The following is a 20,319-nucleotide window of genomic DNA, read 5'->3' as shown; positions in this document are numbered from 1 at the left end:
GAATCGAAGCGGGGAAGGCACAGCCAGTCCACTGTGCCGTCCCGGCAGACCAGGGCGGCGGTCTGCATGTCTCCGATGAGTGCGTAATCCTCGATCTGACGGCTCATGGTGTCCTTCGGTGTGGGTGTGTGGTCATGAGGGTGAGCGGGTGTCGGTGAGACAGGGCCCGGTCTACATGGGGGGATTGAGCCAGTGCGCGGTCGGCCGGGTGACGAGCCGTGCAGCCTTGTAGGCGTCGGCGAGGGAAACGATGGCGGTGCTGCGGTAGGCCATGTCGCCGCGGGAGATCACCAGCGCCGCGTCCGGTGTCGCGGGGTTCGTCAGGTAGAGCGGCAGCAGAAGCTGTAGCTCTGCCTGGCCCGGCTGCCACGCGGGGACCGCTGTACCGGGATTGCGTTTCGCGATGTCGATGGTGCGGTGAACCGCACCTTCGAGCGCGAGTTCCAGGCCGAGGGGGATCTCCTTGAGCGCGGCCGGGAAGAGGCTGGAGACCATGGGGGTGACCTGTCGGGCGGCGAACGTCACGGGCAGGTCCCAGTCGAAGACGTAGGCATGCGCGTCCTGCGAGTACGCGGCTGCTTCGGGGAGTTCGGTGTACGCGTCCAGCTGGTGTGCGCTCGCCACCTGCCAGCCAGCCAGATACCAGTCCTGTCGGCCGGCATGGCGGTTCGGCTGGAAGACGCCGTAGATGTCCTCGTGCTGTGGCGTGACGAGCCGCGTGATGAAGACGCACGTCTGGCTGCCGGGGCTCGGCAGGACCGAGTCCGTGACCAGAGACTGCTCGAAGGTCCAGGTCACGTAGTGCTTGAGCACCGCGAGCGAACCCCGCTTGACGGGCGCGAACGCGTCCCAGGGCTCATCCACGGCCATCCGGGCGAGCTCGTCGAACGCGTCCGCGGCCCCGGTGCCCGCCCGCCGCTCCTCTGCGGTACGGGCGTGGCCGAGCCAGGCGAAGGTTTCCAGCTGGCCGCGCGTCAATAAGTTCCCCCTCCCGCCGGGCTCGTCACTCCCGGCGCCGGAGGGCGTGCTGCCGGCGGGGAGGCTGTGCGGATAGCCGGAATCCGCAGTGGTGATCGACGGGGTGGTGTGCAGGGGTGACACGACGGCCTTTCGAGGTGAAATGGGTGCGGTGTGGACTGCCGGGCGGATGCTCGCCCGGTCAGGCCGTGATGAACGGCTGCGACCCGTCCGGGGCGGCCGGTGCGGCACTGAGACCGCCGTGGGTGCTGCGGTGGGTTGTCGGGAGATGAGTCACATGGCTCCGGGCTTGCCGCTCGGCATGTAGAAGCCGGGGCCGTAGGGCCCAAGGAGACGGTGAGTGACCACGCCGGCATCGGCGAGCTCTCCCAGGGCACGCACGACGTCTTCCGTCTCCTTGACCTCGAGACGCAGAGCGATGATGTTGGGCGGCAGCGCATACCCCGACCGGTAGTCCTGCATGCTCAGGTACTCGCACACGGCTCGTGCGAGCTCACCGAACGGGTCGGCGCCAGGCGCGCCAGGCGCAGGCTGGACAGTTGACGGACGGTGCATCACGGTCCCTTTGGTCGGTGCTGTGCGTGCATGGGCGGACAGGGGTACGGCGGCGGGGTGCTGGTGCTGGTGCTGATGCCGGTCCCGGCGAGGGCGCGGTGGGAGGCGGCCGCATGCTTCAGCGCTTCGATCGAGGAGCCGTGGCCGGAGCCGGTGAGGGCGGCATCGATGTGGGCAGCCAGGGGGTCGCCGCGGTGATAGCCGACGCCGCAGCCGCTCGGCCGGGCCACGATCCGGCCGGCGGGCAGGTCCATCTCCACCAGGTGTCCGGGCGGCTGCGGCATCGGACACTCCTCGCCGACGACCCGGATCGCTGTGCCACTTTCCGCCAGGTGCAGCAGGTGCTCCACCTGCTCGGCCATGAGGCGCGGGGTACCGCTGCCGCGGCGGATGACCCGCACGTCCAGGACATAGAGAGGGCAGGCCACCGGTGACACCGCGGCGCCGCTCGGAGCCTCGGCGTGCTCCGCGACGGCTCGGGCGTAGTCGCTGGTCTGCAGCGGGGCCGGGACCAGTACCGTCGACAGCCACCGCACACTACGGGCCTGGCGGACGCATGCGGCCATGCGGCGGGCATGGCCCGGGCCGTCGTCCCGGACGACCTCCCCCCGCGCGGCACTGAGAGTCAGCAGCCCCCGCAACGGCGTAAGATCCTGGTCGCACCGGTAGAGGCGGGTCAGCTCCATGAGGTCCGCGGTGCTGATGCGGTGACGGCCGCTCTCCAGGGCGAGCACCGTCGACGGGGTGACGCCGAGGAGTTCGGCCAGCTGCTCGGGCAGCATCATCCGGCGCTCGCGGGCATCGCGCAGGATCGCGCCGACTGCCTGGACTGCCGGTTCAGGCGTCGTCACCGCTCACCCTCCAGCACCCGGAGGCCGACTGCGGCGGGGGCGGGCTGATGTCGGGCAAGTTCGATGATGACGGCCGGGTCAACCTCAAAAGCCTTGCGCAGTTCGCGTACGAACCGGGTCGCGGCCGCGGCGGACAGCTTCTGCTCGTCCTCCAGGCGCACCAGCTGCTCCTTCACCACGTGACCCACCGCCGACGGCGGGAAGAGGCTGGCGTACACCCCCACCAGGTCCGCCTGGGCCACCCACAGCATCTTTCGTCCGCGCCGTTCGAGCACAGGGCACCAGTGGATCGCGCATCGCGCGCAGGAGGGCGGCATGTCGGTGCATCCGGTGGTGGCCGCCGGGCCGCCGGTGCGGCTGGCGGCGGGCAGAACCCATAGCCGCCAGCCGTCCGGGCTCGTGGCAGCGGGAACACCGCATCCCTGGCACAGGAGGTTGATCATGCAGTGGGCCTGCCGGTAAGGCGAAAGCACGCTCCCGTCCGCCGGCCCGGACGGCACCCTCCCGGCGGTGACCTGCAGCAGGACATCGAAATCGGGGTACCGGGCGTACGGCGTGGATTCCCGGTAGTCGATCCACCCGTCGGCCCTGGTCACCAGCGAAGGCACGTACAGATGCCGTTCGCCCGAGGTGAGGGCGATGTAGGGCATGTGAGCGGTGTCCAGCGGCCCCCGTGCACCGCTGCCGGTGAGGACTCCGGAGCCGGGCTGCGGCCCGGTCGTCACGGGTCCAGCCGGCGGCGTGAAGCTGTGCATGTCCATCCATTTCGGTTACGGGGCGGGCGGGTTGAGGCACGGGCACAGGGGCGCGGTGATTCAGGGCAGGCGGAGCCGGTCACCGGCGAGCGACTTCTCCCGGGCCAGCCGCAGGAGTTCGCGTGACTCGTCTTCCGGCAGGGCTGCCTCGGTGACACGGGCGAGGAAGCCACCCATCCGCCTCTCAGCGACCGGCCCGCTGTAATACGTCGCGTGCTGGCTCTCGGCGGCATAGATCCTGGTGTCGTTCGGCAGGATGAGTTCTGCGAGGTGTTCCGGGAACTCGCCGTGGACGGCGGAGTCCAGAGGCAGGACGCGTACCGCGATGGACTGGTTGTCCACGGCGTCGATGAGGTACTGAAGCTGCGCGGCAAACATGGGCGGGGCGCCGAGCAGCCGCATCAGTACGGACTCTTCCAGCACCACTGTCGTGCTCGCGCCGATGGTTGCGGGGCGTGTGATCTGCAGATCGGTGGGGTCGGGCGAGTCGATGAGCCTTGCGGTGTAGTCCGGTGTCCGCAGGAATCCCGGAACGAGCCGCTGGGCGTAGACGAGTGCCGCGGTGGCCCGGTGTTCGAGTGCCGCGAGCCGGTCCGGCCACCCCGTGGTGTGGTCGACCGCTTTGTCGAGGGGGAGCACCTCGCGGTACTTGACGGCGAAAGCCGTTTCGTAGAGGAACCTGGCGAACCCGCGACGCCCGGGTTCCGACACCCGGTACGCGGCGAGTAGTGTCTCGGCCTCTTCCTGGGAAAGCGGTCTGGCGCCCGATTCAGTACGGCTCATCGTCGCGTGCGACGGTCCGGCCGGCCCACGGACGTCTGAGACTTTGAGGTGGAGGCGATTGCGGAGGTAGCGGACGTAGTTGCCCGCGACGATCTGACTGGTCGGGACGTCGGGCATTTCCCAGTCGAGGCGGCCGGTCATGAGGCGTCCGGGCGGCATGCGACGGTGGCGTATCCGTGCGACTGGTCGGCTTCGGGGAGCGCGTGCTGCGGGGCCTGGGGCCAGTGCGCGGTCGGAACAATGCCCGGCGAGTGTGGATCCCACGGGCCCAGGAGCTGGCCGATGTGCTCTCGCGAGCGGGGCCGGAACACGATCCCGTGCTCGGCGTAGAGGTTGGTTAGCGCCGTCATCGCGCCGGGGTTCGTGTCGGTGGAGGCGTGGGACACGGCCAGGGCGCTGCCCGGCGCGAGGTGGTCATGGAGGTCCGTGACGAAACCGGCGGCGTCCTTGTCGCCCAGCCAGGCGACCAGGTCGCGGCACAGCACGGCAACGGGGCGGCTCACGTCGATCACGGACACCAGGGCCGGGTCGGCCAGGAGACGGCCGACCTCACGCACGTCGGCACGCACCGCGACCGTGCCCGGGTACTCCGCCAGGGACACGTTGGCGTGCCCGTACACCATGGGGGCGTTGTCGACGTATGCGACCCGCGGGGCGCACAGAGGCCTGGCTGCGTCGTAGGTGTGCAGGGGCCTGCCCTGTTCGGCGTCCGGGTTGAAGGGCAGCCCGCACCCCAGGTCCAGGAACTGCGTGATCCCGAGATTGCCCGCCATGTGCTCGACCGCCCGCTGACCGAAGTGGCGGTTGATGAGCAGCATCTGCGGCAGCCACGCTGCGACTTGCCGGAGCTGCTCGGCCAGGCGGCGGTCCACTTCGTAGTTGTCGGTCCCGCCTGTGAAGTGGTCTGCGATTCGGGCGCTGCTGGGGACACCCGCCCAGTCAGGCATGGCGTGCGGACTCTGTTCTTCGACCATGAGGTTTCTTTCTGCGTAAGGGGTTGGGGACGGCTGCCCCGGGTTGGGGCCGGTCCGGGGCAGCCGGGGCGCAGGGCTGCGGGCGGGCTATGCGAGGGCCGGGCCCGCCGAAGGGCTGCGCCGTCCTGTCCGGTGCCGGCTCCGCCATGCGGCCTTGCATCGGCTGCACCGGCCGGAGAGGCCCCTGGGGAAGCCGTGTCCGTGAGGGGCCACTGTCCTCGTGGACACGGCTGGCCGGGGCGGTCAGTGGTGTGCGGGCTCCGGGTGGATCAGGATCGCCGCGTAGCTGCTGCCGTGGTAGGGCGGCAGGGCTGTCCGGGACTGGTTCGGGTGGTACTGGCCCACCGGCACGATGCCGGGGGCGCAGATGGGCCAGGGGCGGGTGGACGCCTCCATGAGGTCGCGTATCTCCTCGGCGGTGCGCAGACGCATGGGCAGTCCCGCCGCGGCGAAGCGCTGTGCCGCGGCCGCGGCCGTTTCGTCACGGCACAGGTCGGCGGTGGAGTGGGTGAGCGAGAGGACACTGCCGGGCGGCGCCCCGTCAAGAATCGCGCCCACGCTGGCACGGGCGGCCGCATGGCCGGGGATCCAGGGCAGGACATCGTGGAGCAGAAATCCGGCCGGCCGGGAGGGGTCCAGGCCGTGGAGCGGCAGTTCACGCAGGATCTGGAGCATCTTCCGCAGATCCGCGTGCAAGAAGCAGTGCAGTCCCGGCCGGCTGCTCAGGAGCTGGGGGCCGTGCTCGATGACGTACGGGTCGCGGTCGACGTGGATGACCGTGGCGTCGGGGCCGGCTGACAGGGCGGTGTGGGGGAAGTCCGGGTTGAGAGTCGGCAGGCCGCTGCCCAGGTCGACGAACTGCGTGATCCCGCAGTAGCGGAGCATCTCAACCGTCTTGCGCGCGTAGCGACGGTTGGCTTCGAGCGCCTTGTTGGTCCAGGGCGCCGCGTTGAGCACGTCCATGCCCAGGCGGCGGTCCGCGGCGTAGTGATGGCGGTCCCCGCCGAGCAGCCAGTCCGTGACCCGGGCGGTCGAGGGTGCGGTGCCCTGGGTGGTGCTGTTCACGGCGGCGGCGAGTGCGGGGGTGTTCACTGCGGGACTCCTTGAGGCCGTGTGTCTGCTGTGACCGTGGTGCTGGTGGCTGTAGGGGGCGAGGACGTTTCCGACGGGCGTGTCCCGGCACGAGTTCCTTGACGACGGGCCAGACGGGCGGGAGCCGTGGTGAAGGGCCGCGGGCGGGTACCGGCGCACTGTCCAGCGGTGCGGGCGGGTTGCCGGACCGGGCCCCGTGTCCGGGTTGCACATGCGTGCCTGGTGGCGGTCATGCAGCGGCCCCGGTCGCGGGCAGCGGGGAGGGGAACCGCTGCGACCACTGGTCGTGCTCGTTGCCCAGCGCTTCCTGTCCCAGCCGCAGTATCTGGATGTCTCCGGTGCCGGCGGGCGCGTACGTGTGCTCCGCGTCGCGGAAGAGCCGCTCGATCGGGCGTCCGGTCATGAGACCGGCCGCACCGTGGACATCCATGGCCGTGCGGGCCGAGTCACGCACCAGATCGACGTTGACGAGTTTGGCGTTGATGAGGAGTTCGTCGCACGGCTTCCCCTGGTCCAGGAGGGACACGGCCTCGTACGCGATGCTCCGGGCGGTGGTGAGGCGCGACGTCATCTGCCCCAGCTTCTCCCTGACCGTCGGCAGCTCCGAGAGAGGGCGGCCGTAGAGAAGGCGCTTTTGGGCGTAGGCGACTGTTTCGTCCACGAGGGCCTGATGGATCCCCAGCGCCACCGCGGTCAGGTTGGGCCGGCCGTAGAGCACGCTGGAGGAGTAGGCGACATCGAGGCCGTCCCCAGGAACGCCGAGCAAGTTCTCCGCCGGCACCAGACAGTTCTCCAGGATGAGCTCGCCGAAGGAGAACCCGCGCAGTCCCATGAAAGGTATGTGCTCACCGATGGACAGACCGGGCCGGCCGGACTCGACCAGGAACGCCGACAGACTCCTTCGCCCCGCCTTCTTCGAGGTGCGCACCACAATGCCGTGCAGGTTCCCGATGTGGGAGTTGCCGATGTAGCACTTGCGGCCATTGAGCACGTAGTCAGTGCCCCGGCGCCGCGCTGTGGCCTGCATGCCCAGGACATGACTGCCGGAGCCCGGCTCGGTCACCGCGATGGTCGGAAGGACGGCCCCGGCGGCGATCTGCGGCAGCCATGTCTCCTTCTGTCGATCGCTTCCGAAATGGGCGATCTTCGACATGCCGAGCTGGGACGCCTGCACCGCAGCGCCCATCGCGGCGGACACTCGGGCGATCTCTTCGATGATCAGGGACTTGGCGACATGGCCGACGCCCATCCCTCCGTACTCGGGGGAGATGGTGGCGCCGATCCACCCCTGCCGAGCCATCTGGGACACCAGATCCCGCTCGACGGCGCCGGACCGTTCCATCTCCGCCACCCGCGGAGCGACTTCGCACTCGGCGAAGGCGCGCACCGCCTGGCGAAGCTGCTCGTGCTGCGGTGTCAGATACATGCTGGACATCGTGTGCTCCCCTCCCCGTTCGGTGACATTCGGTGTTCGGCCGTGCTGGTGGTTCTCACCGCGGCAGGTATCCGGCCCGACTCTGGATGGAGTCCAGGACCTCGTCCCGGTGGGACTTGATGAGCGCGAGCATCGCCCGGCCTTCGCTCCTGGGCCGGCTCTGGCGCCCGACGAAACACACCGTGCCCAGCACGACACCCGCAACGATCAAAGGTGCGCCGGCGTAGCTGCGGATGCCGATCAGGTCGACTACCGGGTTGGACCGGAAGCGCGGGGCGACGTTGACGGTGGGCAGGACCAGAGCGTTTCGTCTCCGCGCAACTTCGGGGCAGTAGCCGTGGGCGAGGGGCATGGTGCGGCCCACGGCCGGCAGCTCGCCCCCCCCTGGGGGTGGCCAGCCCGAAGAACTGCTGATGCGTGCCGAAGATGTTGACCATCGCATACGGGACGCCGGCGGCGTGGCTGAGGCGCACGGCGAGTTCGTCGAGCCTGTGATCGGGGGCCGTGAGGCCGAGGGCATGCAGCAACTCGGCCCGGCGCTCGTGATCCTGCTGGATGGCGGGCATGGTCATGCGTGCGCTCCGAGGCTTGAGGGGGCGTGGGTACGGAACCGCAGGGTTTTGATCCGCAGTCTGATCAGGCGGATCAGTACGTCCTGTGCGGATGCGTGGTTGCGGGCGTCGCAGATCAGCACGGGGACGGATGCCGGAAGCCGCAGGGCGTCGCTGACCTCTTCCGCGCTGTAGGGCAGGGCGCCGTCGAATTGGTTGACGGCCACGACGAAGGGAGTGTTGCGTTGTTCGAAATAGCTGATGGCGGCGAAGGAGTCGGTGAGACGGCGGGTGTCGGCCAGGACCACGGCGCCGACAGCTCCGTGGCAGAGGTCGTCCCAGGTGAACCAGAAACGCTCCTGGCCTGGTGTTCCGAACAAGCACACTTCGGTGTTGAGATCCTTGATGCCGATCTTGCCGAAGTCCATCGCGACCGTCGTTGTGGTCTTGGCCCCGATTCCGGTCAGGTCGTCGGTGTCCTGGCCCGCGATGGTCAGCGTCTCTTCGGTGACCAGTGGCTTGATATCGCTGAGCGTGCCCACCAGCGTGGTCTTGCCGACACCGAAGCCGCCCGCGATCACGATCTTCAGCACCGTCGGTGGCGCAACACTGCTTGTGCCGTCAGCGTATGCGTCGTAGGCCGGCAACGACTGCCTCCAGGAGGTGAGCGTTTTCGTGCGGGGCAACATCGGCGGGAGCGGCGAGGACCAGCGCTCCGCGGTCGAGAAGGTCACAGACCAGGACCTTGGTGACCTGGACGAACTGGTTGCGTAGTCCCGCGAGCTCGGCAATGGACCGAGGTGTGATGAGGCAGAGCAGCCGCATGGCCTCGGCCTCGGGGCCGATGTCGGCAGACCCGGTGGCGGGCCCCGGGTTCAGCAGGGACGTCAGATGCAGTGCGTACTTTGGGCGGGTGCGGCCCGCGGTGACCGTGTAGGGGCGCACATCGTCCAGGGCACTGTCATGCCAGGCGCTACGGCGGGGAGCCACGTCACTGCTCCTGCCCGGGGTACATGCCGGTCCGGGCCCTGGTGCTCAGATGCTCGTCGAGGCTCTTGATCAGGCTGGTCATTTCCCAGCAGATGGCACCCGGATCCGCCTTGTGCCCGGCGACGACTCCCAGGCGCGTGCCCACGGCCGAGGGGTGGTCGGCGGATCCGGCGCTCATTACGAACAGCGTCTCGGTCTCGCCCTCGATGGCGATCTGCCGCACACCGCTTCGCAGGATCCCGCGAGCGAGCGAGTACATCCCGCTGATGACAGCAGACAGCCTGTTCTCCGCCCCGCTGTCGGCTTCGCGGGAGTAGCAGGTGTCACTCCCGTCGTCAGCGCTGGCGATCTGCAGGCCGTCAGGGGCGACGAGCACCACCTGGTGGGCGTGGGGAGTACGAGACAGGAATCCGGCCAGCAGCCCGTTGAGCGTGGTGCCGCTGGTGGGAACGGTGTCGGGCATGGAACTCTCCAGGTTCTCGTGAGTGGGGGGAACGGGGGCAGGCATCAGTCGCCGGCCGGACGTGTGCGTTTGAATTGCGCCATCAGATCGGGACTGGGCGAACCGACCGGCTCCTGCAGCACGTCCGGCGCCGGGAGGTGACCGGCCGGAGCGGCCTCGCGGCGCGGAAGTGCGGGCCTGACCCCGCCATCGCCTTGGTCGGAGCGGCCAGGCGTGTGCCCGGTGTCGTCCCCGCCGGTTGTGTACTGGGCTTGCGGGAGACGCCTGGGAAGCCCGGCCACGGGAGGCTCCGGACTGGTGGACACTGTGGGAACACCACGCGCGGGCACAGGGGTCGGCGTGTGGGAAGGTGCCGCTGCGTGGCTCGAGGCAGCGGACCGCTGCGTCGGCGTGACGAGCAGCCTTCCGGGAAGGACGACATCCGCACGCATACCGCCCATGTCATCCGGGTGCAGTTCGATGACGACGCCGTGCCGCTGGGCCAGCAGGGCTGCGACCAGCAGACCGATCTGCCCCTCTCTGAGCCGACTGCGCGGGTCGGCCCCTTCCGGGCGCGCCAGCAGCTCGTTCAGAGCGGCGCACTTCTGGGCGGTCATGCCCGGGCCGCGGTCGACGATCTCGATGACCAGTCCGTCGGGCACTTGGCTGGTGCGTACCTCGACATCGGTCGAAGAGAATTTCGTCGCGTTCTCCATTAGCTCGGCCAGGAGATGCACGACGCTCGGGCTCACATAGCCGGGCAGGGCGACGGGCTGATCCGAATGCACGACCTGTACACGGGGGTAGTTCTCAATCTCCCCGACTGCCATACGGAGTACGGAGGCGACCAGGACCGGCTCGACGGCGCGCGTCGGCGAGTCTCCGCCCAGCACCGCCAGACTCTCCGCGCCCCGGCGCATCCGTGTCACCAGGTTGTCGATGCGGAACAGGTCACCGAGCAGATCGGGGTCCTCAACTTCCCGCTCCACCTCGTCGAGGACGGCCAGGGTCTGGTTGATGAGCGAGTGCAGGCGCGCAGCGATGGGCCGGAAGATCTCGGCCAGCTCCGCCTCCTGGTTCAGCAGATGATGCTGGTGGGCGGCCGCGGCAATCACTGCCTGCCAGGCCACGGTCTGGCCGTGCGTCAGCGCCTCGAAGACATCGGTGCACAGGTCGCCGGTCGGCTGCGGCAGCATCGCAGGGCTATGACGGACGCGGACGCGTCCTTGCTCCACCTCCGATGCCGCCCAGACAATCTGCTGCCGACCCCTGTCGATCAGCCCGTAGATCTCCCGCAGGGCCTGCTCGGCCCGGTCCATCCTCGCCTGGGATTCCTTCAGGAACCTTTCGGCCTCGGCACGCTGTGAATCGGTACGCGTGAACGCATTGCGGGCGTTGCGGGAGCGCAAGTACACCCGCCATGTCGCGGCGCTCGCCGCCGAGGCCCCGGCCGCGACGGCGGCCGGCAGTGGCAGCAGACCGAGACTGTCGGCCGCCCACGCGCAGCCCACCGCAGCCGCGGCCACGGCCACAGCACTGGACGTGGCTGCGGGAGAAGGAGGAAACCCACTTCCGGAATGCAGCGCCCTGTCGGCTCCGTTCGCGGTCCTGCGGCGGCGTCCTGAAGCCGGCCGCGTGCGGAATATGCGCTCAGACACAGGCCACCTCACGAGGACGGCCCCCCACAGCGGACCAGAGCGCGGCTGCGGACCTTGGGGACCGCGAGCGGCACAGGCCGTCCTGCAGCGCCGAGCCTGCGGTCACCGGCTCATAGTCAGAAGAGTTGTGGGACGGGAGGAGCCAGAGACGAGCGGTGCACGGCACGCGGGAAGAAGACCGTTCGGGGTCAACGCACCACCACTGCCCTTGCGAGAGGCAGGTCGAGTGCCGAGCACCCCAGGTGCCGGCAGTGCCTGCCTCGACCGGGATCAGCAGGACGCCGTGCGGCCTGCAGTACAGGACCGGGCCCACGGGCTCCCCCTCCGTCCGCAGCCTCTCGACCGCGGGCAGCCCGATCCCCGCGCTTGTACGGACGATGTCGTGGCGGGGCGGCAGCACCGCCGGGCGGGGCTGCTCGGCGGTAGCGATATGCCAGGGCAGGCTCGTGCTCAGAAAGGGAGACATCGGGACTCCGGTCAAGGCCTTCACCGTCGAAAGGTGCGGGCAGGTTGTGAGTGGAAGCCGCTACAGAAACAGCGGGAAGGAGGGAAAGGTGGCCACCGGGGCTGGAGAAGCAGGCCGTGACCGACGGGGGAGGGTGCACGGCCCGCTACGCATCGGCCCCGGTGGCCGGTCTCAGGAGTTACGAAGAGCCCGAGCCCGCTGGGCGGACTGCCGACGGAGGTGCGGCACCTTGGCCGGAGCGTGCTGATGTGTGACCGATCGCGGAGCCTTCGTGCCAGGGTGAAGCTGCCCTTCCGCCGAAGAGCCGCTGGGCGTCGGCAAGACTCTTTGCGAGCGCAGGACCCTCAGGAAGCCGGCAGGGCCTATCGGACGTGATGGCCCAGGGTGGTGTGTCCCACTGGCGGCCGGACGACGGCGGCAGGACAAGCCGTCCGCCGGGCCCGGCCTCGACCGATACGACGCCCTCCAGTTCGGACAGGGGCGCACCGGTTCCCGCCCGCACGAGGAGGATCACGTGATCGCGGCGCTCGACCAGGCACGGCACGGGCCCCAGGTCCCGTCGCCCGAACAGGACCATCGCTTCCATGCCCACTGCGTGCGACACCGTGACGGCGTCGAAGGCGGCGCAGGGAGTGCTCAGTTCGGTATCACGGTGCTTCGTCAGTTCGGCGACGGCGCGCTCCGGTGGCATGAACGTTGTCCCCACGAGCAAGGGCCATCCCAGGACCCGGTCGTACGCCTTCATCACCGCCAAGGTGTTCCGGGCAACGGGCGGCCAACTCGCGACCGTCCTCATGGAGTCCTCCTGCCGTCGCGGCCGGCACCACCGGTGCCGAACCCGGGCTGGATAGGGAAGAGCGGTTCTCCCAGCGCGCGCACGCACAAGCGCCGGCCGCTGAATGCCGTACGGGCGTGGAGGTAGCGATGGTTGTCGATGAGGTACCCCTGTCCCTGGGACAGGGCGACGGATCTCTCGTGAGCTGTGATTGCCGCTCTCAGATCCGGCAGGAAGTGCTCCACCATGGGACTGAACTGGGCGAGTTCGCCTTGCCGGAACCGGAGGGAAACCCGGCCGTCGGGGTGACGCGTGAAGATCTGCGAGGGGTGTCCGCCGCCGTCGCCGAAGAAGGCAGTGCCGGGCAGACTCAAGGGCTCGACAGCGCCCGGGTTGTGCGTCGCCAAGTGATCGAGCACGGCCTGCCCGTCGGTGAGAAGGGCTTTGCCTCCGGTCACCGCCGGCCGGAGGCAGACCAGCAGCATGAGCCGCGGAGGCTCAGGGACACTGGACCGCTCCGTGTGAGCACGCAGCTCGCCACTCCCCAGCCCCTCCAGTCCAGGCTGCTGTGCCTTCCAGCCGATGTCGTGGATCGTGGTCAGGGCGTCCGGGTCGCTGTCCCGGTGCGGCGTCAAGGTCATGGTGCGCCGGGCGAAGGCGAGGACCGACTCCCGGGACGTCAGTCCGTTCACCATGACCATGCCGTGTTCGCGCAGCTGTTCGGCAATCCCGCCTGCTCCCACTATCTGCTGACGGTCGTAGGGGGGTTCGAATCCGGCAGTGCGCGCACACGTCAACATTGATGTGCTCCTTTTGTGATTCGGATACGGCTCGACCAGAGTCCGAACAGTGGGGGTCCTGGTAAAGCGACAGACTGTCGACCCGGACAATTCGGGTACCGGCTCTGCAGCCCGGTGGCTCCCTGCTACGTTCCGAGTGCCCGGACCACCCGTCACACCCTGGGAACCTGCATGTCGTACAAACCATCGCTGTGGCCGGTCTCGGTCAAAGGCGTAGCGCTTGACCGGCAGGGCCGTGTGGTCCTGCTGTACAACGAGCGCAATGAGTGGGAACTGCCAGGCGGGCGCCTGGAGATCGGGCCGCCGACCGGATCGAACCCCGCCGACCACAGCCCCGAAGCCACCGTGGAACGAGAACTCAAGGAAGAGACCGGCTGGGACGTCAAGGCCGGACGCCTCCTCGACACCTGGATCTACGAGCCGCTCCCCGGCCGCCGGGTCCTGATCGTCACCCACGACTGCACCGTCCTCACGCCTGACACCCCACCGGTCGTCAGCCACGAGCACTCCCGCATCGGCCTCTTCGCCGAGCACGAAGTCCCCGCGCTGAACATGCCCGACGGGTACAAGAAGTCCATCGCAGCCGTGTACGCCGCCAGGACCACGAGGTAGCCGAGCATGGCCGAACACACCGACAACTTGCGGGCCTTGCGACCCTCCGCCCGGCACGCTGCCTGGCATTGGGCCACACCCGAAGCCCAGATCGTCCTCGCCACCCAAGACCTCGCAGCCATCCTCCGCTTCCACCGCCGAGTCCACGGCCAGAGTCAGGCCGAGACGGGCGACCTCATCGGCTACGACAAGACCTACGTCTCCGCGATCGAGCTCGGCAAGCGCCGCCTCACCGACATCGCTGGACTGCGCCACATCGCCGAACGGCTCGCCCTGCCACCACACGTCCTGGGCATCACCGACCGCGCCGACACAGACTTCCGGGCCGTGATCCAGTTCGGCCAGTCCACCGTGCGCCTCGCCGAGATCGCCCGCCAGGCCGGCCACGCCTCTCAAGCCGTCGCCGAGCTCTGGCCCCTCGTAGCCCGCCTGGAAGCCCGCGCACGAGACGGACACGCCGAACGCGAGGCACTGCGCCTGCTGGCCGACGCCCGGCTCGGACTCGGCACCGCACTGGGCAACGTCCTGCCCGAAGAACGCCTCGCCACCGCCGCACACTGGACCGCCAAGAGCCTCAACGCCGTCGCATTCTTCAACGACCCCGCCCTGACCACCACCGCACTGCGCATGCACGGCAACGAACTGCGCAAAACCGGACTCGTCGGCGCTGCAGTCAACCGCCTCGCCCGCGCCGCATCCCTCGCCCCCAACCGCACGAGCCGCGCCGCGGTCCTGCCGCTCCTCGCCCGCGCCGCCGGCGCCCTGGGCAACGCCCCGCTTTTCGACCGTGCCGTCCAGGAGACAAGAGCGCTGCTCGACCAGGTCGACCACACCAGCCTTGTCAACCCCGTAGCCCTCCACGAAATCGAACTGCGGGGCCTGATCGGCACCGGCCGCACCCGCGCGGCCATACGCCACGCCGAACAGGCAGCGCCCGCACCGACCACAGCCATCGCACCACAGTGGCGCGTCATCGAACTCATCACCACCGGCAAGGTCCGTCTCCTGGGCGGAGACCGAAGCGGAGCCACCGAACTGCTCACCCGAGCCGTCAGTGAAGCCCGCACACAGCGACTCCCGCATCAGCTGCAACGCATCAACCGAACGGGCGGTCACGAACTCGCCGAGGTCACCGACGCGGCCACACAGGCGCTGTCGCAGCTCCGGACCGAGATGGCCGCCTAACTTCCGCATGACCGGCCCTGCGTGTTGTGTCGAGGACGCGAACACGACGCTCGCTCCCCGAGCTGCGCGGTCGTGAGGAAGCCGGCGGGCGGGAGCGAGGAACGCAGCACCCTGGGCCGCCCAACCCTGTTGCATGAGACCGCTGAATGGACGAATGAAGACGAGTTTGCGGCAAGCGTCAGAATGCGGCCGGTCGGGGGAAGGATTCTGCGTCGTTGTGTTTCCGGCCCGGCATAGGGCCACACCGGCAGCCGTCCCCTGCCGTAGCAGGTCTTGACCTGCATGGTGGTTACCCGGCTGAAGAGCAGCTCCGCAGCCCGATGGAGTGTGTCGGGCGGATTCCCGGTATGAGATGCGTACGGCCACGATGCCCCCTTCGGTCTTCACTTCCCGAGCGTGAGACGAGTGTGAGGGGTCATTGAGCGTCTCCGGTATCGCTGGAGCGATATCGCTGTAGCGATATTCCGATAGCGCTAGCCTTCGGTCAGACGTAATCGCGGGATGAAAGGCGACAGGTGCCGCTATGACGATGTCGAACCGGCGATGCGGCAAATGCGGGAACCGACTGAGCCAGTACAACTCCGAGGTGAGGTGCGCCGCTTGCTCGCGCTTGGAGGATGCTCCTCAGGTGGCCGACCGCGCCTGGCGGGATGACCGGGTGCTGCGGGCCCTTTCGGGCTGGGACTTCGGGCAAGTATTGGGTCTGCTGCGGCGTCGTTCTGGTTTGTCGCAGATGGACGTGTGCACGTTGACGGGCCTGAGTCAGTCGTACGTCTCCGACCTGGAGCATGGGCGTAAGCAGCTGACTGGCCGGGACGCGATCGTCGAGTTCCTCACCGGGCTCGCGCTGCCGGCTGACCTCCGCACCCGGCTCCTTGCCCCGCTCGGCGGACCGGGAATTTCTGCCCAAACGGGATCATTAGTCCCAGAACTCCCGTGGACTGCGAGCCGTATGGTGCTCTCAATCGAAGTGGCCATCGGAGGTGCCATGAAGCGTCGCAGTGTGCTGGCCGCCCTGGGAGCGGCCGGGCTCACCCATTATGTTTTGCAGTCGGCAATTGCCCCGGCGGAAGCCATGGCCTCCGCCGGGTCCGAGGGAGCAGCGGTGGCCCCGCCGCTGCTCGACTCTCTCCAGGCCACTACCGACGCGCTGCGGCAGATCGATGCCTGCAGCGGCAGTGGCTCCCTTGCCGCCACCGCTACCGCGCATCTGAAGATGCTGCTCGGGCTGCTGAGAAATGGCACTTACAACGAAGTGACCGGCCGGCGGCTGGCCGCCGTCACTGCGGACACCGCCATGCAGGCTGGCTGGTACACCTTCGACAGCGGGGCGCACACCGACGCCCAGAACCTCTTCCTCGGCGCCCTGCGGGCCGCGCACGCCTCCGGTGACACCCGGCTCCGCGCCGGAGCTCTGGCCTACCTGGCCATCCACGCCTACTCCGTCGGCGACCCCCGCGACGCGATCACCGCCGCACGCACCGCCCGCCAGACCATCAACGACCAGGACTCACCCGCCCTCCACGCGATGCTGCTGACCCGGCAGGCCCGGGGACACGCACGGCTGCGCGAGGACCGGCACGCCCTGGCCGCCCTGGACGAAGCGCGGGAGCTGTGCGGGCGCGGGCCCGGCGAAAACGATCCGCACTGGCTCTACTGGATCAACGACGGCGAGATCCTCGGGCAGCGGGGCAGCTGCTACCTCGACCTCGGCCGCCCTGCCGAAGCCGCCTCCGCGTTCGCCGACGCCCGCGAGGTCCTCAGCCGCGACGAGACCCGCACCCGCGCGCAGTTCCTGTCGAGGGCCGCTACTGCGCAGATGCGGGCAGGTGACGCCGACGCCGGATGCGTGACCGGCCAGGAAGTACTGACGCTGGCAGGCAGGGTCCGCTCCGCCCGGCTCGACGAACACCTTCAGTCCATGCTGGACGAAGCCCGGCAATTCTCCGGCAGCGGGCCTGTGCGCGACCTCCTGGGCCGCGGACTTATGGTTCTGCGGGAACGGGCCGCCGCATGAAGATCCTCGTGCTGTGGGACATCGACCGAACCCTGCTGTACGTGGGGAGTACCGACAGGCTCGTATACCGTGAGATCTTCCAGGATGTCGTCGGCTGGCCCGCGCGGAAGCTGCCGGAGAAGGGCACCGGCGTGACCATGCCGGTGGCCGTACGCGAACTCCTCCTCACCAACGGCGTATCCGCCCACGACATAACCCGCCTCGCTCAGCAGATCGTGGAGCGGCTTCCACAGCAGCTGGAACTACACCGCGAGGAACTGACGAACGAAGGCACGCTGCTGCCCGGAGCCGTGGACGCACTCACCGCTGTGGAGCAATCACCCCGTCTCATCCCATCCGTTGTCACCGGCAACCTCAAAGCCAGCGCGGAAATCAAGCTGGCGGCCTTCGGCCTGAGTGATCTGATCGACACCGAGATCGGCGGCTACGCGTCCGACGACCCACACCGCCCCGCCCTTGTTCGGCTTGCCCAGGAACGCGCCGGGGCGGCCCACGGCGAAGTGTTCACCCGCAAGAACACCGTCATCGTCGGGGACTCCCTCCAGGACGTCCGTACCGGACGCGAAGGCGGCGCCAGGGTCATTGCCGTTGTCTCCGGCACCACCACCGCATCCGCCCTCGCGGACGCAGGCGCCGACCATGTCATCCCCGACCTGACTGACACCGAGCGACTCCTCACCCTGATCACCGAGGTCTGACCTACCAGGGTTCAGGCTCCCCAGTTGCGTACGCAGGGTCACCGCCACGATACTTCTGGTCCACGCGAGGCAGGGACCAGGAGGACAGGCCGTGACACCCGCCCGCCAGTGCCGCACATGCTCATGCCGGATCAGCAGGTACAACACCAACACGGAGGACTACTGTGAACCGTGTCGCCGAGAGAGCCCCGTTGGCCCGCCCCCGAAACTGACGGCGCCGCCCCCTGCCATCTGGGAACTGCCCGACATCCGAGCGGCAGTTGCTGCCCTCGACTTCGGCCGGATCAGCCGACTGGTCCGGACGCACACAGGGTTCACCCAGCGTGAACTGGCCACGATGACCGGCATCAGCCAGAACTTCCTCTCTCAGCTGGAGAACGGCAGACGCCGGCTCTCCGACACACAGAAAGCGTCCCGGTTCTTGGATGGCCTCGAAGCCCCCAAGGGATTGCTCCCCGCTTCGATCACGGACGATCCACAGCCTCGCGCCGGACATTGCAATCCACACGAATCGATCCGCCGCGCAGCGACCGAGTCTCTCGATTTCGCCGACTTCATCACCCCTGCCAACACCGACGACGACCTCCTTGCGTTCTTCTACGACACTCTCGCCCGTATCGCGACCGACTACGTCCACAGACCCGTCCTGCCTCTCCTCGACGACATCGTCGAAATCCGCAACCGCCTCTTCACCCTCCTGCGCGGACGGCAGAATCCCCAGCACACACGCGAGCTCTACTTCCTTGCGGGAACCAGCTGCCTCCTCCTCGCCCATGCCTCACAGAACCTGGGGGACTCGACCGCAGCGCTGGCCCAGATCCGGACCGCGAACGTCTGTGCCCACCAGGCCGACCACCGGCCGCTTCGCGCATGGACCGCAGGCACCGCAGCCCTCATCACCGAATGGTCAACGCGGAGCGGAAGGGCACTGGAACTGATCGATCAAGCCGCCGCTCTCGCCCCGGCCGGGCAGTCCCGCATCCGGATCGCCGCGATCGAAGCCCGTACAGCCGCCCGCAATGGTGACCACCGCCGATCCACAACTGCACTGCACCGCATGAGAATGGCCCAAGAGGAAGCTCCGGAGGCGGACGGCCTCTCCGTATTCGGCGGCATCCTCACATTCCCCCAGGCCAAGCAGGACTACTACGCGGGCGCCACCCACACGCTCCTCGGAAGCCACGACGAAGCCGAGCACTACGCGGCCCGGGCCATTGAACAGTACGTCCACGGCCCACCCGAAGCCCGCTCCTACGGCGATGAAGCCCTCGCCACCATCGACGTCATCATCGCCCGCCTCGCACAAGGGGACATCGAGACCGCCCTCCCGGCTCTGCACACCATCCTCAGCCTTCCCGCCGAGTGCCGGATCCAACAGCTCGGCCACAGCATCCAGAAGGTCACCGAGATGCTCCGCAAGCCCGCCATACTTCCCAACCCGGCAGCCAGAGAGGTCCTCGAGCTCGTGCACAACTACCAGGTTCTCGGAACTGCCGCGTTACCGTCTGTGCGATGACAACCACCCGCTCAGCACCCGAAACCGCCACGCGCGACGCCTCTCGGCGACTTGGCATTCCCACCACCGGACTGACCCCGCTCCGCAGCCACGCGACCGACGTCTACCATCTGCCCGAGGCACAGGTGGTCGCACGCGTCAGACCGGCCGCAGAAGCTCCGTCCGTCAAACGGACATTCCGGCTGCTGCAATGGCTCAACAACCAGGGATTCCCGGCCACCGAACCTGTCGGACATCCCGTGGAGACAACCCGCTACGTCGTGACGTTCTGGACCTACTACCCACAACCGTCCGTCGGGCCGCCGGCCAGTGCACTCGGCGGACTCCTCCGTGAGCTCCACCGGATCCCGCAGCCGCCAGTCGACCTTCCCCCCTACAAACCACTCGCCTCCCTCACACAAGCCGTAGTGCTCAGCACCACGCTCCAACCCAGCGGCAGAAGGTGGCTCACCGACACCATCCAAGAAACCCTCCACGCCTATCAAACTCTCGAATTCCCCCTCGGTACCGGCCTCATCCACGGAGACGCCTACCCGGGCAACACCGTGTGGGACGGAACGAAGGTTCGGCTCGGTGACTGGGACGAAGCCTCAACTGGGCCCCGCGAACTTGACCTCGCAAACACGTTCCAAGGCGCCAGGTTCGGCCGTACCCCCGAAAAGATCAATGAGTTCACCGACCAGTACGGCTACGACCCTACGGACTGGACCGGGCTCCCCGCGCTGATCAGGATGCGCGACCTCCACACACTGAGCTCATTCATCCGCCGCGCCGACCGCGGCGACCATGCCGCCGCCCAAGAACTGCAGCACCGTCTCAGTACCCTCCAGTCTGGCGAGCAGGCAGCCCGCTGGAACAGACACTGACCGCGCTGATCCACGCTTCCACCTCGGGCGTCACCGAAAACCCCGAGGACGCCCCTCGGCAGGGGACGTTGCGAGAGGTGAGCATGGTCCCCGCCGGGACGAGGAAGAGAGCAAGCCTGACGGACAGGGACGTGTCGGCGTGCGCGGCCCGCCTGTCGCCCGCGACGGGTTGCTCGGTCTGCCACGGACGCCAAGTCCTCGTGGGCGGCGGCGGGGGAGAACGCCTGAAGGTGGTACTGGCGGGGCCCCGTCGCGCCCGAGATAGCTCAGCGGCATCCGGCTGGTGACCACGAGCAGGCGTTCGCCCCACCCGACAGCGC

21 protein-coding genes are annotated in these 20,319 nt (G+C 68.5%); 6 read left to right on the top strand and 15 right to left on the bottom strand.

Features of this window, described 5'->3' with window-relative positions:
• The 15 genes from ACWCPY_RS38640 to ACWCPY_RS38570 all read right to left on the bottom strand — a co-directional run.
• Positions 1-185, bottom strand: a 185-nt coding sequence (locus tag ACWCPY_RS38640; protein WP_451273168.1) for a hypothetical protein, incomplete at its 3' end; no start/stop codon positions are given.
• Complete coding sequence (locus tag ACWCPY_RS38635) at positions 172-978, bottom strand: DUF3825 domain-containing protein (RefSeq protein ID WP_451273164.1); 807 nt, start codon at positions 976-978, stop codon at positions 172-174. The genes ACWCPY_RS38640 and ACWCPY_RS38635, both read right to left, overlap by 14 nt.
• 273 nt (positions 979-1,251) lie before the next feature.
• Entirely contained in the window at positions 1,252-1,440 is a 189-nt protein-coding gene (locus ACWCPY_RS38630) for a hypothetical protein (protein WP_451273162.1), read from the bottom strand.
• A 92-nt stretch (positions 1,441-1,532) separates the two neighbouring features.
• On the bottom strand, positions 1,533-2,384 hold the full coding sequence (locus ACWCPY_RS38625) for a Scr1 family TA system antitoxin-like transcriptional regulator (RefSeq protein WP_451273160.1): 852 nt from the start codon (positions 2,382-2,384) through the stop codon (positions 1,533-1,535).
• A complete protein-coding gene (locus ACWCPY_RS38620) occupies positions 2,381-3,109 on the bottom strand; it encodes a hypothetical protein (protein WP_451273158.1) in 729 nt (242 codons plus the stop codon). Before ACWCPY_RS38620 ends, ACWCPY_RS38625 begins: the two co-directional genes overlap by 4 nt.
• Before the next feature lie 90 nt (positions 3,110-3,199).
• Positions 3,200-4,081 carry a Scr1 family TA system antitoxin-like transcriptional regulator gene (locus ACWCPY_RS38615; protein WP_451273156.1) on the bottom strand — a complete coding sequence of 294 codons (882 nt, stop codon included), beginning with the start codon at positions 4,079-4,081 and terminating at the stop codon, positions 3,200-3,202.
• Complete coding sequence (locus tag ACWCPY_RS38610) at positions 4,060-4,896, bottom strand: SAM-dependent methyltransferase (protein WP_451273154.1); 837 nt, start codon at positions 4,894-4,896, stop codon at positions 4,060-4,062. Before ACWCPY_RS38610 ends, ACWCPY_RS38615 begins: the two co-directional genes overlap by 22 nt.
• 243 nt (positions 4,897-5,139) lie before the next feature.
• Positions 5,140-5,988, bottom strand: a complete 849-nt coding sequence (locus ACWCPY_RS38605; RefSeq protein WP_451273152.1) for an SAM-dependent methyltransferase — start codon at positions 5,986-5,988, stop codon at positions 5,140-5,142.
• A 229-nt stretch (positions 5,989-6,217) separates the two neighbouring features.
• Complete coding sequence (locus ACWCPY_RS38600) at positions 6,218-7,423, bottom strand: acyl-CoA dehydrogenase family protein (protein WP_451273150.1); 1,206 nt, start codon at positions 7,421-7,423, stop codon at positions 6,218-6,220.
• Between the two features lie 55 nt (positions 7,424-7,478).
• Positions 7,479-7,787, bottom strand: coding sequence for a GAF domain-containing protein (locus ACWCPY_RS38595; protein ID WP_451273148.1), 309 nt, complete (start codon positions 7,785-7,787; stop codon positions 7,479-7,481).
• Positions 7,788-7,991: 204 nt separating this feature from the next.
• On the bottom strand, positions 7,992-8,621 hold the full coding sequence (locus tag ACWCPY_RS38590) for a GTP-binding protein (RefSeq protein ID WP_451273146.1): 630 nt from the start codon (positions 8,619-8,621) through the stop codon (positions 7,992-7,994).
• Positions 8,596-8,964 (bottom strand): DUF742 domain-containing protein, encoded by a 369-nt coding sequence (locus ACWCPY_RS38585; protein ID WP_451273144.1) that lies wholly within the window; start codon positions 8,962-8,964, stop codon positions 8,596-8,598. The genes ACWCPY_RS38590 and ACWCPY_RS38585 overlap by 26 nt, the downstream gene beginning before the upstream one ends.
• Before the next feature lies 1 nt (position 8,965).
• Entirely contained in the window at positions 8,966-9,427 is a 462-nt protein-coding gene (locus tag ACWCPY_RS38580; protein WP_451273142.1) for a roadblock/LC7 domain-containing protein, read from the bottom strand.
• 44 nt (positions 9,428-9,471) lie between these two features.
• A complete protein-coding gene (locus tag ACWCPY_RS38575; protein WP_451273140.1) occupies positions 9,472-10,938 on the bottom strand; it encodes a sensor histidine kinase in 1,467 nt (488 codons plus the stop codon).
• Between the two features lie 1,384 nt (positions 10,939-12,322).
• Positions 12,323-13,105, bottom strand: a complete 783-nt coding sequence (locus ACWCPY_RS38570; RefSeq protein ID WP_451273138.1) for a TauD/TfdA family dioxygenase — start codon at positions 13,103-13,105, stop codon at positions 12,323-12,325.
• Positions 13,106-13,276: 171 nt separating this feature from the next.
• Here ACWCPY_RS38570 and ACWCPY_RS38565 point away from each other — a divergent pair, with 171 nt between their 5' ends.
• From ACWCPY_RS38565 to ACWCPY_RS38540, 6 genes are all read left to right on the top strand, one after another.
• Complete coding sequence (locus ACWCPY_RS38565) at positions 13,277-13,717, top strand: NUDIX hydrolase (protein WP_451273136.1); 441 nt, start codon at positions 13,277-13,279, stop codon at positions 13,715-13,717.
• Between the two features lie 6 nt (positions 13,718-13,723).
• Positions 13,724-14,902 carry a helix-turn-helix domain-containing protein gene (locus ACWCPY_RS38560; protein ID WP_451273134.1) on the top strand — a complete coding sequence of 393 codons (1,179 nt, stop codon included), beginning with the start codon at positions 13,724-13,726 and terminating at the stop codon, positions 14,900-14,902.
• A 733-nt stretch (positions 14,903-15,635) separates the two neighbouring features.
• On the top strand, positions 15,636-16,919 hold the full coding sequence (locus ACWCPY_RS38555) for a helix-turn-helix domain-containing protein (protein WP_451273166.1): 1,284 nt from the start codon (positions 15,636-15,638) through the stop codon (positions 16,917-16,919).
• Positions 16,916-17,617 (top strand): HAD family hydrolase, encoded by a 702-nt coding sequence (locus ACWCPY_RS38550; protein ID WP_451273132.1) that lies wholly within the window; start codon positions 16,916-16,918, stop codon positions 17,615-17,617. Before ACWCPY_RS38555 ends, ACWCPY_RS38550 begins: the two co-directional genes overlap by 4 nt.
• A gap of 91 nt (positions 17,618-17,708) precedes the next feature.
• A complete protein-coding gene (locus tag ACWCPY_RS38545) occupies positions 17,709-19,133 on the top strand; it encodes a helix-turn-helix domain-containing protein (protein ID WP_451273130.1) in 1,425 nt (474 codons plus the stop codon).
• Complete coding sequence (locus ACWCPY_RS38540; RefSeq protein WP_451273128.1) at positions 19,130-19,999, top strand: phosphotransferase family protein; 870 nt, start codon at positions 19,130-19,132, stop codon at positions 19,997-19,999. The genes ACWCPY_RS38545 and ACWCPY_RS38540 overlap by 4 nt, the downstream gene beginning before the upstream one ends.
• The last annotated feature ends 320 nt before the right edge of the window (positions 20,000-20,319 follow it).

The sequence above is a fragment of the Streptomyces sp. NPDC002403 genome (assembly GCF_053593015.1).
This window is presented reverse-complemented; position numbering and strand designations above follow the sequence as displayed.